Genomic DNA, 15,001 nt, shown 5'->3' on the forward strand with positions numbered 1-15,001 from the left:
AACCCTCCATCGTCAACGGGTGGAGGTCAGTTACCGGGCGGTCTGCCCGCCGGTCTCCCGCAGCATCTCGGCACGCAACCGCGCCAGCGCCTCATCACGCGCAGGCTCGGTGATGATCCGGTAGGCACGCTTACGGGCCGCTTCCTTGATGGCCTTCTGGAACTCGTTGTTGTCGAAGTACAGCTTCATGAAGGCGGTGTTGCGCTCAGCGTTTTCCGCGACGATGTTGTCGAGCCGGTCGTCGGCAACCTGTCCGAAGCGAGCCTCGTCGTTCATGAGAGCGATCTGCTGCATCGTCGTGTCTTCGACGAGGCCGACGACCTGTTGATAGACAAGAATCTGGTCGGAGGTGTCCAATCCGAGGCCAAACCGGTCGTTCAGCTCCTCGATCACCTCCGACAGTGGCTTCATCTCCGGTTCCCGGAGACGTCCGCCATCTGCTGCGTGACCACGGACGTCACGATCGCCAACGGAAGTCAAGGACACGTCGTGCCGGCCAGTGAACTCCAGCCGGAAGTGGCTTAGGTCCGCGTCACCGATGTCGACCGCAGTCGAGGGCCTGCCCGGCAGCCGAATCAGCAGGATTCTGCCGTACTGATAGAGCCGCTCAAGCTCTCTGTCGCCCCAATCGACGATCTGCGCGATGAGGCTGTACGCGCGGACGTAGTTCTTCAGCGCGGCGCGGAAGTCTTCGCGGTCGTTATCGGAATCCATCGCCTCGAAGCGATCGATCGCCGGCTTGAGGTACTCGTGGAGCTCGGCGTGAAGCTTCCGCTCGGCTGCGTCCGGCAATCGTCCGGGTCCGGCCGCCGCCAAGACTCTGACGAACGCTTCCATCTCCGAGGCGACCAGAAGCTCGAACTCCATCACTTCGCGCTGTTTGGTGTAGAGCAGGTTCGGGTCGCTTGGTTCCGTGATCGTCGTCTCGAACCAGTCCGAAAAAGATGCCTGAATAGCTTCGGCCTCGTTGTAGAAGTCGAGAATGTGGACGTCGTCCTGCGTTTTAAAAGTATGGATGCGGTTGAGCCGCGACAGCGTCTGCACTGCCGCGACCCCCGTCAGTTGCTTATCGACATACATCGCGCACAGCAGCGGCTGGTCAAAGCCAGTCTGGTACTTCTCCGCAACGACGAGTAGCCGGTACTCGTCCTGGTTGCGCGCCACTGCTTGCGGATCGTCCGCTTTTGTGTAGGCGAACTTCTCCGAAAGCTGCCCTTCGGGAAAGCCGTTGAGCTGCGCCTCTGTGAACTCCAACTCAGTCTTCTCGTCCTTCAGCTGGCCAGAGAACGCGACGAGCGTGCCACAGTCGGTGTATCCGCGCAGCTCGACGTACTTACGGATCTCCTGATAGAGGTCGAGCGCATGCTGACGACCGCCCGTGACGACCATCGCCTTGGCCCGGCCGCCGAGCCGCCCGACGATGTTCTCCCGGAAGTCGTCAACGATCAGTTTGGCCTTCTGCTCCAACGACCTCGGGTGGAGTTCGGCGAGGCGGACCAACTTCGCCCTTGCCTTGCCGGCGTCGACCTCGGGGTTGCCGATATTCGACTCAGTCTGTTCGATCGCGGCGTTACGCAGCCGCCACTTGGTGTCGTACGTGATGTAGTTGGCCAGCACATCAAGTATGTAGCCCTCCTCGATCGCCTGCTTCATCGAGTAGATGTGAAAGGGCACATACATGCCCCGCTCGCCTGTACGAGGATTCACGCGGTCGGGGTCGAAAGTCCCGAACAGCTTCAGCGTCGCCGACGTCGGTGTGGCGGTGAAGGCGAAGTACGACAGGTTCGGCTGTCGTCCGCGTACCCGCGTCATGTAGGTGATGTCATCTTCGCCTTCCTCACGGGGGACCGCCGCGTTCTCTCCAACCACCTTTTTGAGATGCGTTGGCAGCTCACCGCCTTGCGAGGAATGTGCCTCATCAATGATGATCGCGTAGCGTTTGCCCGCCAGCCCAAGGCCCGTGACCTTCCCTAGCACGAACTCGTACTTCTGCGCTGTACTGATGATGATCTTCGAAGTGGAGTCTTCGAGGGCCTTAGCGAGCTGGGTCGAATCCTCGTCGATCTTCTTGACAAGTCCCGGTGTATGGTCGAACTGGAAAATAGTCTTCTGTAGCTGCCGATCGAGCACGACCCGGTCGGTGATTACGATAATCTTATGGAAGACGGGCTGGTTGGCTTCGTCGAACAAGTTCGACAGACGGTGGGTCAGCCAGGCGATCGTGTTGGACTTGCCGGAGCCGGCCGAGTGCTGGATCAGGTAGCTGTTCCCGGCGCCGTTCGTCCTGGCGTGCGCGATCAACTTCTGGACTGCGTCCCACTGGTGGTACCGGGGGAAGATACGCGGCGAAGTGTGGGGGTTCTCCCGCACGCCCTTCTTGCCTGATGTCCCGTTGTGGATGAATCGGTGCAGGATCTCCAACCAGTTGTCTCGCTGCCAGATCTCTTCCCACAGGTACGCGACGCTGTAGGAGCCATGAGCAGCTGGCGGATTTCCGGCGCCACCAGCTTTGCCCGGGCCCTTGGAACCGATGTTGAACGGCAGGAATTCGGTGTCGGGTCCCCGCAGTCGGGTGGTGATGAACGCGTGATCGGGGTCGACGGCGAAATGAACCAACGTTCGCTTGGCGAAGAATACGTCATTCGGATCGCGGTCCATCCGGTACTGCAGCCTGGCATGTTGGGCGTCCTGACCGGTGTTCGGGTTCTTCAGCTCAGCAGTGGCCACTGGCAAGCCGTTGACAAAGAACGCCATGTCTACCGACCGGCGCGGATAGCGCACGCTGTAACGCAGCTGGCGTGCAACAGTCAGCACGTTCGCGTTGTAGTCGGCCAGAGCGTCAGCGGCCAAAGTGTGGCCAGGCCGGAAGTAAGCGAGGTCGATCTGCACACCTCGGTCACGCACGCCCTGCCGCAGCACATCGAGAACACCGCGGGCATCGATTTCGGCGGCTACACGTTGCGCGAACTGCCGCTCTGCGGTGGACGGTTCGCCGCCGTAAAAGCCTACGAGCTTTTCCCACTTCTTCGGTTGTGTAGCCACGATGAACTGGAGCATTTCCCCGGTGTTGAGGCTCAACTGGACGTCGAAGGCCCCCCGCGCTCGCGCCCAGCCCTGCGTGAGCAGTTCGGCCTCGATCCGGTCCTCGAAGGCGAGTTCGGTGCGGGCTCCCAGAGTCATGTCGACACCCCTGAAGGCTGAGTGGGCCCTTGTGCGGTAGTAACCTCTATCTGGCCGGTAACGGCAGAGGTGATCAGCGCCTGGCGACGTTCGAAGAGAAGCGCGAGTTGACGGTCGATGACGTCGATCGCAGAGTCAATGGCCGCATTGCTGGAACGGATCGTCGAAACAATATGCCGCTGTTGGTCCACCGAAGGTAGTGGAATTCGCAGGGCTTGCAGATCGGGCATGTAGATGGTCTTGTGTGTCGATCCCGTCGCGAGCCTCTGTAGCAGGTCGGTGCGCATCGCCCGGAGACACCAGAGTAGGAAGAATGGATCAAGTTCAGGACCGCACGTCCAGGTTGCGATATCCTGGCTCGTAGCCATATCGCGGCCCATAACCGCCGAATATCCGGCAGATGCTGCGGTGCGACAAAGAACGACAGTCCCCTTTGGGTGAACTTCTGCAGAGCTATTCGCAAGCCCAATCCGACTAATCTTTTCGCGCGTCTCGGTAATAACTTCAAGGCGATCGGATCGCATCTGGCTAACTTCACCAGTAGTGATCCATGGAATTGTGCAGTCGATCCACCATTCCGGCTTGTTTCTGCTCGGTGTGTGACCGCTACCCATGCGGGCTACGTGGCTGAGCCTTACGGCCTTCCAATTAGACGGCAGGTTGTCCACCCATGCCAACGTCGACGGGATTCGGTCTTGGTGCGATGACCCGGTCACCGCACAGAAAACGACCGCTGCCCGCCGCTCTAGAAGAACTTTCTTGGCGGCTCGCTGAGTAGCGGCGATTTGGTCGATCCGGGCGGTCTCTGCATCGAGGAAGTCTGCGATTCGGCCCTGCTCCTCAATCGATGGCAGATCGAGGGGCCAATCCCTGATCAGCTCATCGGGAACGCGCTTCTGACCAGCTACGCCGTACATTTCCGCCTCACCACGCTTTAGGAAATTATGGGAGTGGAAAATATAAAGAAGATAGCGTGGTTCGATCTCTGGGCCGGGCCGAACCACGTGAAGCTCGGTTGTCCCAGCCCCAACTCCATTAGGTAGGGCAGGAATCAATACTGATCTACTTGCCTCGAAAGTTGGTGTAATCTTCGGGACAACAATGTCACCGGATTGGAAGCGGGTGTAGCCGACAGCAACGGCCGACTTAGGCCGAACCTGGCTCAGATCGAGCCTTGCCCCTGGCCAAACATTTTCCATGGGCAGAAACGGAACCATGTCGTTCTCGGCTAGCCGATCGAACCTCCGGGTAAGTGGATTTATTTGAGCTACATACCGGAGGCGCGTTGTCATCCGGTCACCTCACCCAGGAGCTTCTGGATCTGGGTTTCCAATTCACGAAGCTCAGCATCGATCGCTGCCAGGGGCCGTGGCGGTGTATAGACGTAGAAATGGCGGGTGAAGGGGATCTCGTAGCCAACCTTCGTCTTCTCGTAATCGATCCAGGCGTCCGGCAGGTACGGGAGAATCTCGCGGGCAAAGTAGGCGTCGATGTCCTGATCCAGCGGAATGTTCTCGTAGTCACGCAGGTCCGGATCAGGTAGCACGTTGCCATCTTTGTCCTTCTGGACTTCGCCTTCGGGGTCGGACACCGCCACGACCGCCCAGAAACTCTTCGTTAGGGTCGTCCCCTTCGGCCAGGTCCCGCCGGCCGCTACGACGGCGGCGTGGAGGGCGTTTGTCGCTTCCCTCTTGGTCCACCACACAGACCCGACCACCCCGCGGAGCGCCTCGATCATCGCATCGCGTCCGTCCCACTTGGCCAGGGCTTTCGCGTCCGCTAGCGCGGCGAGCGTGTCGTTGGTGATCTCGAACCTGAGCGTGAGCGGGCGCTCGATGGTGATGCGACGGTAGCCGAAATCGCGCGTTCGGAAGACCTTCACCTTGGCGTGGTCGGGATGCGTGTCGTCGTTGGCGACCTTTAGCGCGTCGACGTATAGCTCAGTGATGTGCTCGATCTGGTCGTCGCTGATCTGCTTGCGCTTGTCGCCAAAAGACTTGCGCATCTTCTCCCACTGGTCGCGGACGTCGAGCAGGATCACCTTGTCGCGCAACTTCGTCGCCTTGCGGTTGGATAGGATCCAGAAGTAGGTGGAGATGCCGGTGTTATAAAACAGCTGATCTGGCAGGGCGACGATCCCCTCCAACCAGTCGTTCTCAAGGATCCACTGGCGGATCTTCGACTCGCCGGACTCGGCTGCGCCGGTGAACAGTGGGGAGCCGTTGAAGACGATGCCCAGTCGGCTTCCCTTGCCTTCCACCGGCTCCATCTTCGAGATCATGTGTTGGAGGAACAGGAATGAGCCGTCGTTGATTCGAGGTGTACCTGCTCCGAAGCGGCCGGAGTGTCCTAGTTCGGCCTCAGCTTCGACGGTGTCTTTGACCTTTTTCCATTCCACTCCGAATGGAGGATTGGCCAGCATGTAGTCGAACTTTCTGCCGGGGAATCCGTCGTCGCTGAAGGAGTTGCCGAAGTGGATGTTGCCTCGCTGGAAGCGCATCAGCATGTCTGACTCGCAGACGGCCCAGGACTCTGCGTTGACCTCCTGGCCGAAGAGGTAGACCTCGGCCTTAGGGTTGATCGACTTGATGTGCTCCTCGGCGGCGGTCAGCATGCCGCCGGTACCGCAGGCCGGGTCGAGGATGTTGATGACCTGTCCCTCGCCTGCAACGGTCTCTGCGTCAGGGGCGATCAGCAGGTTGACCATCAGCTTAATGATTTCGCGTGGAGTGAAGTGCTCACCGGCGGTCTCGTTGGAGTCTTCGGCGAACTTGCGGATCAAGTGCTCGAAGACGTAGCCCATGTCGTGGTTGGAGAGCTTTTCCAACCACGACATGGCGGCGAATCTGCCGAGAACCAGGTAGAGGATTTTGGCTCCGGCCAGCCGAGTGATCTGGTTGTCCAGGTCGAAGCGGGACAGAATCGTCCGAACGTTCGGCGAGAAACCGTTGATGTAGTCGCGCAGGTTCTTCGCGACGTTCGTGGAATCGGCCGCGACCGAGGCGAAGTCCTGGTGGGAGGTGTTGTAGAACGGGAGCTTCGCGGCGATCTCCAGGAGTCGCTGCTTGTTCTGGATGTCAAGTGAGGAGTTGCGGTCGCGCACCGCCTGGCGGGTCGGGGCCATCACCGCATCGAGGCGACGGAGCAGGGTGAAGGGCAGGATTACCTGGCCGTACTCGTGGCGTTTGTAGTCGCCCCGTAGCAGGTCTGCGACTCCCCAGATGTCATTCGCCATCTTGGAGTGCGTGGGTCCTGAGGTCACAGTGCTCTCGTCTCCTCGTTTACAACATGAACATCATCAGTGTTCTTCATCAGACCACGGCTGGGTGACAAAATGCCGGTAGTGAGACCATGGATGGTCTGGTCGACCACGTGTGCGCCTGTCTTCGCCAGCGCCGCTAGCACCTCTTCGAGCTGTTGCAGGTGGCGGAAGGACTCACCGTAGCGGCGCTGCTCGGCCAAGGGTAGCCGTGGGACGCGACATCGGCGCAGGTCTGCACGACTTAGAGCGCCGAGGGTGTTCACCACAGGCAGCGCGTTCGCGTCGGACCGCAGGAAGGCGGCGAGGAAGTGAGCGTCCAGTCGGGTGGCGTCGATCTCCACTACCTGCGCGACGCCGATGTCGTCCTCGGCAGTGCCTGCGGCGACGGTGGGTGGCCTGCCCAAGGTGTGCAACAAGAGGTCCCCGGCGCGTGGTGTGGCGTTGCGGGAACGAATAGTCAAGGTGCCCGAGCGCTCCAGCTCGCCGAGGGTGACATAGGAGTGACGGATGGGTGCGGCTGGTGGAGAGAAGTGAGGAAAAAGCTGACCGACGTGACTGTGAAGTGCCCGCAGTCGGCTGAACAGACGGGTGAAGTCGTCGGCGCTCGCCTCGACGCGCGTGCTGATGTGCCTGGATGGCAATAGATTGACGTCGTCATCGAGGAGTTCCAGGCGTGGAACAGCCTTGGAGATCGCAGGGTTTAGCTCCTCGAGGAGTTGTTCCCAGGCGGCGAATTCGTGGGGGACATCGGCTGGGTCGGCAATTTTGGACAGGTCGATTAGCCGGACTTTGGAATCGTTCGACCTGCCGTACGGCCGTTGCAATACCCACAGGTAGACATCGCTGCCAGGCGCTGTCAAACCCATCCCCCCCGGCAGGGCGATCACATCACGCAAGGCACCGGAACGTACGAGTGCGGCACGGATGTGCCGACCAGAGGGTTGGACACACGTTCGAGGGGTTATCGCGACCACTGCGACGCCTCGCGGCCGTAGGTGGGCGTAGCAATGCTGGACCCAGGCAAGTTCACCGTCACGCGGAGCTGGGACGCCGAACTTCCATCGCGGATCAGTGGCCAGTTCATCTGCCGGCCACTGGGGCTGATCGAATGGCGGCTCGCAGACGACCCCCGCCGCCGCGCCGATGTATGAAGCAAGTTGGTTAGCTAGCAGTGAGTCACCAGCATGGACCTCATACGGTTGGCCGATGTAGCTGGCGCGAAGATTCAGCGCTGCAGCAGCGGCGGCTGATTCGTCTACCTCCTGTCCTGCGACCTTGACGTCGTCCCCGAAGCGGTCTGCAACTGCCATGAGCAGTGTGCCGTCGGCACACGCCGGGTCGAGAACCACGGGGACCTCAGGGATGTGATCGGCATCGGCGGGTCGCGCGATAGTGGTCGTGCGCGGAAGCAGCGATGCCATGACGCGAGCCAGCAGTTGCCCTGGTGTCAGATCCGTAACCGCTCGCCCCTGCGAGGTCGCCGAGTCCCGTGCGTCAGGCAGGGATTCACGAGGCCAAGCGACACGCTGCGTGCCCGTGTCCGTCCGCCCGGCCGTCGCTAGCTGGGCATCCTTCCCCGTCGCCCGAAGCCATGCTTCCACTTCTGTCCGAGAGAAGGTCGGGCTGTGCCGGCTCCCACCGACAGGCTTGGGAAAGCTGGGGTGGCGGCTCCGCCAGTTGGTAACCGCTGCACGCCCGACACCCGCCAGCCGCGCGATCGCCGCAGCTGTCAGTTCCTCATCTTCGTCGGGGCTCATGTCGTTACCTTACAGTCCAACCAGCGGGACACAGGGGAATGTGTACATCGTTGACTTTGTGTACAGTTTGCACGGATGGCCTGCACATGCTAGAAACCTCCTTGCCGACGCTGGCAGCATTCGACCTTGGCTGCCAGTCCGCGCACGCTTTTGTCACGTGGCTCGACCACGTCCCCGGCGGTCTCCACTGACGCCCCCAGGCACTTCACTCGCGTCCCGAAGCGCGGCATACCTGAGCCCGGCGAGGCAGCCGGATCAGCTCCAAGAGATGAGCATCGACGTGACCATCGTGAACACCAACCCCGAGATGAAGATCAAGGCCAAGAAGGTCAAGAAGGCGCCGACGAGCCGGAAGACCTCGCTCTACCGACTGCGCGACAAGGGTGGAAGCGACCACGAAGACCTGCGGTCGTACGTTATGGCCAGCTACCTCGACAGAGAAGGATTCCAGGCTCGCGCCGTCGCCTACCACGGAGTCGACGGGCTGCTCGTCACCGGCACGATCGCTCCCGGTCGCGCCGACTGGTGCGACGTCGTCGAAGCGTTGACCGGGCTGCCCACCGCCGAGGAGAACCGCACGGCCCTCTCCCTCCTTCTGATCCGCACCGACAAGGCGGTCTACGGCCTTACGTACGGCATGGGCCACTTGATGATCGACCAGGCGCGGATCGACCCTGGGTTCGGCATCGAGTTCGCGGTCCGCTGCCTGAACGAGGACCGGATCACCAAGGTTCGCCGGCAAGTCATGGACGCGCGGGGCCGTACCGACGAAAATTCCGCCACGAGCGGCGAGCACATCCGCGGCTTCGGTATCGAGCAGTTCGGCGAGATCGTCAGCCAGATTTCGGGCCAGATCAGCGGCGTTCCGCTCACCTTCACCAAGGACCACACGCGGGCCGCGCACGTGACGGGAAACGATCGCTCGATCAAAATTGCCCTCGGCAACACGCCGGCCACGCTCCTCCACGATCTTCGGGAAATCGAGGAGGTTTGCGGCCGCCCCAGCCCTCTTCCGGTGTTCGAGTTCATCGCCCAGATTCGACCGCTCAACCCCAAGTCCGAGCAGGCTCAGCTTCTCGATGCACGGCTCGACGAGAAGCTCGGCGAGGGCGGCGCCGTGCGCATGGCCCTCGCCGTGCCGAGCACGTGCAGGGACCGCTTCGAGCAGGCCGAATCCTTCAAGGTCACCCTGGCGAAGAACACGCAGACCCATGCCGAACTCGACGTTGACATGCTCGTCTCGGCGGTCGAGCATCTGCCGCCGGGCAAGCGCTTGTCGACCCTGCGCGACGGCCGGATCGTGATGTTCGCCGACGCCACCGGCAACGAAGTGATCAGCAGCAAGGTTCCGGTGGACCACTGGCTCACCACCGAAGTAGACGACGGCGTCGTCCATTATTTCTACTGGCAGGGGCGGTGGTACGAAGTCGGTGCGGAGTACCTGACGATCATCGAAGGCCGGATCGCCGAGCTGTTCGCGCACACCGTCAGCGTCACCATGCCGCCATGGACCAAGGCCCGTCCCGGCGACTCGGAGAAGCACGACGAAGGCTGGTACAACAAGCAGATCGCAGCCCAGGACGGTTACGTGCTGCTCGACAAGGACACGGTTCACACCGAGCGCCTGCGCGGCGGCGGTCTCGAAATCGCCGACGCACTGGGCCCCGCGGGCCAGCTGATCTGCGTCAAGAAGGCCAAGGACACTGCACCTCTGAACCACCTCTTCTCGCAGGGGCGGGTCGCGGTCGAAACCCTGCGCAATGACCGGGAAGCCCGCGAGAAGTTCCTCACGAAGCTCGACGAGCTCGCTCCGGGGCACCCGCTGGACCGGTCATTCCGTTCGCCGACCGTGGTTTTCGGCATCCTTCTCAAGGACGGCATGCCGTTGACTCCGTCATCGCTGTTCGCGTTTGCGAAGGTCTCGCTGCTACACACGACGACGCTGCTGGAGGGGATGGGCGCACGCGTGGAGATCGTCTCCATCTCTCGTGTTTCAGCGACGGGGAAGGGCGCGACGCCGTCCATCGACGGACCGGCCGCGGAAGGAAAAGGCGACTGATCATGCGGTCTCCTGCACATGAAGTTTGTGGGAGATGGGGCCAGTCGGTTAGCAGGCACCGACCTCAGCCCTCATGCTCGGTGGCAAGGGCCGGCGAAGCCGGTCTGCGGCAGTCGATCGCCCCAGCCGTTTGTGGCGAGTGCCGAAGTGAGCGATCGTCACGGCCTTAACTGGGCGACTTCTGCCAGTCCTATTGAGCGTGCGGGCGGTGCTGGCCCGGACCGGCCGAAGAGCCGCAGCCGGGCCAGCTTGCCGCCCGCACGCGGCCGAGGCGCCACAGGCGGCTCGGCCCTTGATGACGTGCAGATAAGTTGCTTTCTGATCTTGGTCGGCGTCAAGCATCAAGTGAGACCCGACAATCTTGGTTGGCGATCTCGCTGTCTACCGTTCTGCCTGTTCAGAGCCCATCCGAGACCGGCGTAGCTGTTGCCCAGACGCGTTCGAAGCTGGTCAGGTAGGTGGCTGCTGCTGCCTGTGGTTCGGTGGCTCGTAGGTGGATGACTGGTGCTTGGGCGGCGGGTGTGCCGTAGGCGTGGGTGTTGATCAGGAGGTGGTCGTCTGCGCGGTAGATCGAGTTGTACAGCACGGTTCTGTGGAGCCTGATCTCGGCCCGGTCGATGCCTACGAGAGGGCGGTACAGCTTGAGGGCATTCCTGACCCGAGCGGCCATGAGGGCAGCTCCGATGGCTTCGTCCACGCCTCGCGCGGCCACCTCGGCGGCGTCCTCGTCGCCGAGCAGGATGCGCACCCTGATGCCGGCGCGGGCCTTGGCTACCAGGAGGCGGATGATTCCGGTGTCTTCGGCGAGGAATAGGCCGCTGTAGGTGAGGATGCCGATCTCGCGCGTGGCGTTCTGGAACAGGTCGCGCCAGGTGGCCTGTGGCACGGCCCAGCGGTGCGGGTAGACGGCCTGTACCTCTTCGGATATCGCCCGGCGCCGTGGTGTCACCTCGGGCCATAGGTCTGCCTCGTCCATCTGAAGCAGGTCGGCGACGGCCCATCGGTGTCGTGGGTAGGGGGTGCGTCCGTTGAGCCATCGGTGGACGGTCTTGGGGTCGACGGCGAGGCGGGCGGCGATGTCGGTGGGTTGGAGGCGGGCGTTGCTGAGGGCGTCGCGCAGGCTGTCGTTCACGGGGCACCTCCGGTGAGGCCGGGCCTTCTGCCTGGGAAGCTAACACGAGACGTCCCCAGACGTCCCTGAGGTGCGGTGTAAAGGTTCCCGACTGCGGGCGAACCTCGATGTACACCGACCGTGACGACGAAGGGACATCCCGGTGATGAACGGCCTCAAGGAACGTCAGCGAGCTTGCCAGGAGGCGTTGCTGGCGGCGCTGCGCAACGAGTTGGTGGAGCGGAACGTGCCCGCGGTGTTCCTCATCGAGGATGACGGCCGTCCGGGTGTGGAGGTGCTGGACGCCACGGGTCGCCGCCGTCGGGTGTATGTGCATCTGCCGTTCCGGTGGTTCTACTGGGGCGAGCGGCCGGACGAGCGAACCTCCTGCGTTCAGCTCCTGGCCGCGGTCGAGCGCGTCGAGCGGGCCGCCCGGCAGGGATGGCGGCCTGAGCCGCAGGGCGAACTCAGCTTCAACCTCGGCAAGATCGCGGACGCGTACCGGCTCTGAGACTCATATCAACAGTGACCAGGTGGCTGACCGGCTGGCGGGTCTTTCCTCAGATCGTCGACCGGCTTCGAGAACGGATCGAGATGACCACGTATCCGGTGGGAACGATGATGCCCTCAGAGGCGGAGCTGTGCGCCGAGTTCGGCGTCGCGCGCAACACGGTACGGCGCGCGCTGGCGCTCCTGGAGGCCGAAGGGCTGATCCTGGCGATCCCCGCCAAGGGCCGGCTGGTCCTGGGCGGCGGCAAGACCTGCGGCGAGCCGTACCTGTATCAGGCGGTCGCGCGGGAACTGCGCGAGCAGATCCAGCGCGGTGACCTGGCGCCGGGCAGCACGGTGCCGAGCGAGGCGCAGTTGCGCCGATCGCACGGGGTGTCGCGGAGCACGGTCCGCCAAGCGCTCGCTGTCCTGGAGCAGGAGGGCCTGATCGTGGCCGAGCACGGCCGCGGCCGGTTCGTCCGCAGATGAGACGTCCTGGGACGTCCTGACGCTCATACTGGATCGATCCCGGCACCCCGTGCCTATCGTGGGCAGTGTGGGACAAGCTGAATGGGCTCATGACCTCGCCAAAGGCCTGCTGGAGACGACGCTTCCCCGGCGCTGGGCGCATACCCAAGGGGTAGCGGCCCGCGCCAGGTCGCTGGCGCCCATCCTGGGCGATGAGGCCGACACCTTGACCGCCGCCGCCTACCTGCACGACATCGGCTACGCCCCCGGCCTGGTCGACACCGGCTTTCACCCCCTGGACGGCGCGCGCTACCTGCGCGACGTCCACCAGGCCGACGACACCCTGTGCCGCCTGGTCGCCCATCACTCCTGCGCGGTCAACGAGGCCCGCGAACGATCCCTGTTCGAGGCGCTCACCGCGGAGTTCGACGAGGAACGCCCGGAACTGGTGGAGGCGCTGACCTACTGCGACATGACCACCGGTCCCGACGGCACGCACCTCGATGTCACCGAACGGCTCGCGGAGATCCACTCCCGATACGGCCCGGATCACCTGGTCTCCCGATCGATCGCGACGTCGACCCCGTGCATTCTGGCCGCCGTCAAGGCGGTGGAGAGCGCGCTGGCCACCATCACGAGGCCTGTGCCGTGACAGAGATCCCCGGCATGATGACGTCATGCGGTTTCCGATTCCGCCCGACTTCGAACTGATAGCCGTCGTCCGGCGCTACGTCAGCTCGGGCAGAGGCGAGGTCCGCAGATACCTGAAGCTTCTGGGCGGCGGGTTCATGATGCTGCCGGACCGAGACCTTGCCCGGTTCGCCCGCTCCTTGGCCAAGGACGCACGGCGGATCACCGACAGCGACCTTGAAATGCTGCTGGACAGCGAGTGGCGAGCACGGCTGACCGCCGCCTGGCTGATCGGCCTGGACCGGCGGACACACTTTCGCGAGCGACTCGGCGCAATGCTCCTGGAAAGCGAACTCGTCTACTCCGGAGAGGGTTACTGCTTCGCTCTCGCCCGGTTCGCCGAAGACAGCGACGCAGAGATCCTCACCGCCTACCTGGACCACTACCTGCCCCGGCTGGATTGCCACTACGACCAGGACGACGCGATGGGCGCGCTGCTCCACCTCGATGAGCGACTTGGAACCGATCACGCCGCTCGATTCCTCGTGCCCGGCGGCCTCTGGGAACGATCAACGATGCGCAAGGTCAGCCCAGCTGAAAAGAAGCAGGTCACAGACGAGTTGTGCGCCTTCGCCGACAGCTGCATGACCGGCACGATCAAACAGTGGCTGCCACGACGACGGCGCTTCTTGGAAGAGCGCTGGTCTCACCCGATGTACGGAGACGATGCTCCAGACAGGTAGTGATCGATCCGCATCCGCATCGATCGATCCATCTGCAAGGCGGCGACCTCCTCGCGGGGCACCCATTGCACCTCGCGGGATTCGTCGCTCGGCGTGGGCTTGCCGCTGATGGCTTGGGCAGTGAGGACGATGGAGAACTCTTGGCGGGCCTCGCCGTTGCTGGTGTAGAGGATGACGTGTCGGGGGTCGCTGTAGGTGCCGACCAGGCCGGTGATCTGGCAGGTGATGCCGGTCTCTTCGAGGGTTTCGCGTACGGCGGCCTGCGGGATGGACTCGCCCAGGTCGATGGCTCCGCCGGGCACAGCCCAGTTGTCGTTGTCGGTGCGGCGGATCATCAGCAAGTCGCCGGCGTCGTTGGTGACGATGACGTTCACGGACGGGACCAGGCTGTTGGGTGCGGGGGCGTTCGGGTCGTCGTAGTAGTCGATCCGCTTGGCCATGACTCAGGACCCTATCGGCCGTGCTCGGTCCCAGACGCGTTCGAAACTCTCGGTGTAGGTGGTGACCATGTCGCCGCCGATGACCTTGCGCAGGTGGAAGACGGGCGCGTTGCCGGCGGGCACGCCGTACACGTGGGTGTTGACGAGGAGTTGGTCGTCGGCGCGGTAGATGGAGTTGTACAGCACGGTGGCGTGCAGCCGGAACTCCACGTTGGCCCGCCCGATCAGCGGCCGGGACAACACGAGCACGTTGCGGATCTTGGCGGCCATACCGTCGTCGATGCCCTCGTCCGCGCCGCGCTGGGCCACTTCGGCGCAGTCGGGGTCGCCGAGCAGGATCCGCACCTTCACTCCGGTGTCGGCCTTGTCGCCGAACATGCGCACGATGCCGGTGTCGTCGGCGAGGAACAACCCGCTGTAGACCAGCACGCCGATCTCCGCCGAGGCCGCTGAGAACAGTCGTCCCCACACGTCCCGTGGGACGGCCCAGCGGTGCGGGTAGACGGTGACGATCTCGCTCTCGGACGCTGAGGCGACCTGGTCGCGGGTGAGAGCCTCCGGCCACAGGTAGGTCTCCTCGGCCTCCAGGTAGGAAGCCACCGCAAAGCGGTGCTTTCGGTACGGCGCGCGTCCCTTGGTCACCCACCGCTCGACCGTTTTGGGGTCCACTTCGATGGCCTGTGCGAGCTGGGCGATGCTCACGCCGCGCTGCAGCAGGGCCGCCCGCAATCTCTCGTTCGCCATGTCACCTGCTCAAGAGGACGTCCGGGGACTCGGCCATCGTAGGCCGGACGTCTTGAACATGTCCCGTCGTGTAGTGATCTCGTCCTGACTCTCCGTCGCATTCTCGGTTCGCAAGCAA

At 63.1% G+C, this 15,001-nt stretch carries 12 protein-coding genes; 5 read left to right on the forward strand and 7 right to left on the reverse strand.

Going from position 1 to position 15,001, the window contains the following annotated elements:
* Positions 1–30 precede the first annotated feature (30 nt).
* The 4 genes from IEY82_RS36255 to IEY82_RS36270 all read right to left on the reverse strand — a co-directional run bounded on the left by IEY82_RS36255 (position 31) and on the right by IEY82_RS36270 (position 8,199).
* Positions 31–3,180, reverse strand: a complete 3,150-nt coding sequence (locus IEY82_RS36255) for a type I restriction endonuclease subunit R (RefSeq protein ID WP_189128807.1) — start codon at positions 3,178–3,180, stop codon at positions 31–33.
* Positions 3,177–4,397 carry a restriction endonuclease subunit S gene (locus IEY82_RS36260; protein WP_189128808.1) on the reverse strand — a complete coding sequence of 407 codons (1,221 nt, stop codon included), beginning with the start codon at positions 4,395–4,397 and terminating at the stop codon, positions 3,177–3,179. Before IEY82_RS36260 ends, IEY82_RS36255 begins: the two co-directional genes overlap by 4 nt.
* A gap of 71 nt (positions 4,398–4,468) precedes the next feature.
* Positions 4,469–6,415, reverse strand: a complete 1,947-nt coding sequence (locus IEY82_RS36265) for a type I restriction-modification system subunit M (RefSeq protein WP_189128809.1) — start codon at positions 6,413–6,415, stop codon at positions 4,469–4,471.
* Positions 6,416–6,438: 23 nt separating this feature from the next.
* Positions 6,439–8,199 (reverse strand): N-6 DNA methylase, encoded by a 1,761-nt coding sequence (locus IEY82_RS36270; protein ID WP_189128810.1) that lies wholly within the window; start codon positions 8,197–8,199, stop codon positions 6,439–6,441.
* A 268-nt stretch (positions 8,200–8,467) separates the two neighbouring features.
* Between IEY82_RS36270 and IEY82_RS36275 the strand changes: the two genes are divergently transcribed.
* A complete protein-coding gene (locus tag IEY82_RS36275) occupies positions 8,468–10,258 on the forward strand; it encodes a DUF6119 family protein (RefSeq protein ID WP_225263877.1) in 1,791 nt (596 codons plus the stop codon).
* A 397-nt stretch (positions 10,259–10,655) separates the two neighbouring features.
* Here the strand turns inward: IEY82_RS36275 and IEY82_RS36280 are convergent, their stop codons facing one another.
* Complete coding sequence (locus IEY82_RS36280; RefSeq protein ID WP_189128811.1) at positions 10,656–11,390, reverse strand: phospholipase D-like domain-containing protein; 735 nt, start codon at positions 11,388–11,390, stop codon at positions 10,656–10,658.
* 145 nt (positions 11,391–11,535) lie between these two features.
* On the opposite strand from IEY82_RS36280, the gene IEY82_RS36285 reads away from it, so the two are divergent.
* The 4 genes from IEY82_RS36285 to IEY82_RS36300 all read left to right on the forward strand — a co-directional run bounded on the left by IEY82_RS36285 (position 11,536) and on the right by IEY82_RS36300 (position 13,699).
* Positions 11,536–11,880, forward strand: coding sequence for a hypothetical protein (locus IEY82_RS36285; protein ID WP_189128812.1), 345 nt, complete (start codon positions 11,536–11,538; stop codon positions 11,878–11,880).
* Between the two features lie 14 nt (positions 11,881–11,894).
* On the forward strand, positions 11,895–12,347 hold the full coding sequence (locus IEY82_RS36290; RefSeq protein WP_189128813.1) for a GntR family transcriptional regulator: 453 nt from the start codon (positions 11,895–11,897) through the stop codon (positions 12,345–12,347).
* Between the two features lie 67 nt (positions 12,348–12,414).
* Positions 12,415–12,978, forward strand: a complete 564-nt coding sequence (locus IEY82_RS36295) for an HD domain-containing protein (protein WP_189128814.1) — start codon at positions 12,415–12,417, stop codon at positions 12,976–12,978.
* 25 nt (positions 12,979–13,003) lie between these two features.
* Complete coding sequence (locus IEY82_RS36300; RefSeq protein WP_189128815.1) at positions 13,004–13,699, forward strand: DUF6000 family protein; 696 nt, start codon at positions 13,004–13,006, stop codon at positions 13,697–13,699.
* On the opposite strand, the gene IEY82_RS36305 is transcribed toward IEY82_RS36300, so the two are convergent.
* A complete protein-coding gene (locus IEY82_RS36305) occupies positions 13,663–14,139 on the reverse strand; it encodes an NUDIX hydrolase (protein ID WP_189128816.1) in 477 nt (158 codons plus the stop codon). The genes IEY82_RS36300 and IEY82_RS36305 overlap by 37 nt on opposite strands.
* Before the next feature lie 3 nt (positions 14,140–14,142).
* A complete protein-coding gene (locus tag IEY82_RS36310) occupies positions 14,143–14,883 on the reverse strand; it encodes a helix-turn-helix domain-containing protein (protein WP_189128817.1) in 741 nt (246 codons plus the stop codon).
* Positions 14,884–15,001: the final 118 nt, after the last annotated feature.

The sequence above is a fragment of the Nonomuraea cavernae genome, from assembly GCF_014646355.1.
GTDB lineage: Bacteria > Actinomycetota > Actinomycetes > Streptosporangiales > Streptosporangiaceae > Nonomuraea > Nonomuraea cavernae.

Excerpts from the sequence above, each read along its gene's own strand:
- IEY82_RS36255 (WP_189128807.1), bottom strand. The coding sequence starts at position 3,180 with ATGACTCTGGGAGCCCGCACCGAACTCGCCTTCGAGGACCGGATCGAG.
- IEY82_RS36260 (WP_189128808.1), bottom strand. The coding sequence starts at position 4,397 with ATGGTTCCGTTTCTGCCCATGGAAAATGTTTGGCCAGGGGCAAGGCTC.
- IEY82_RS36265 (WP_189128809.1), bottom strand. The coding sequence starts at position 6,415 with ATGGCGAATGACATCTGGGGAGTCGCAGACCTGCTACGGGGCGACTAC.
- IEY82_RS36270 (WP_189128810.1), bottom strand. The coding sequence starts at position 8,199 with ATGAGCCCCGACGAAGATGAGGAACTGACAGCTGCGGCGATCGCGCGG.
- IEY82_RS36275 (WP_225263877.1), top strand. The coding sequence starts at position 8,468 with ATGAGCATCGACGTGACCATCGTGAACACCAACCCCGAGATGAAGATC.
- IEY82_RS36285 (WP_189128812.1), top strand. The coding sequence starts at position 11,536 with ATGAACGGCCTCAAGGAACGTCAGCGAGCTTGCCAGGAGGCGTTGCTG.
- IEY82_RS36300 (WP_189128815.1), top strand. The coding sequence starts at position 13,004 with ATGCGGTTTCCGATTCCGCCCGACTTCGAACTGATAGCCGTCGTCCGG.
- IEY82_RS36305 (WP_189128816.1), bottom strand. The coding sequence starts at position 14,139 with ATGGCCAAGCGGATCGACTACTACGACGACCCGAACGCCCCCGCACCC.
- IEY82_RS36310 (WP_189128817.1), bottom strand. The coding sequence starts at position 14,883 with ATGGCGAACGAGAGATTGCGGGCGGCCCTGCTGCAGCGCGGCGTGAGC.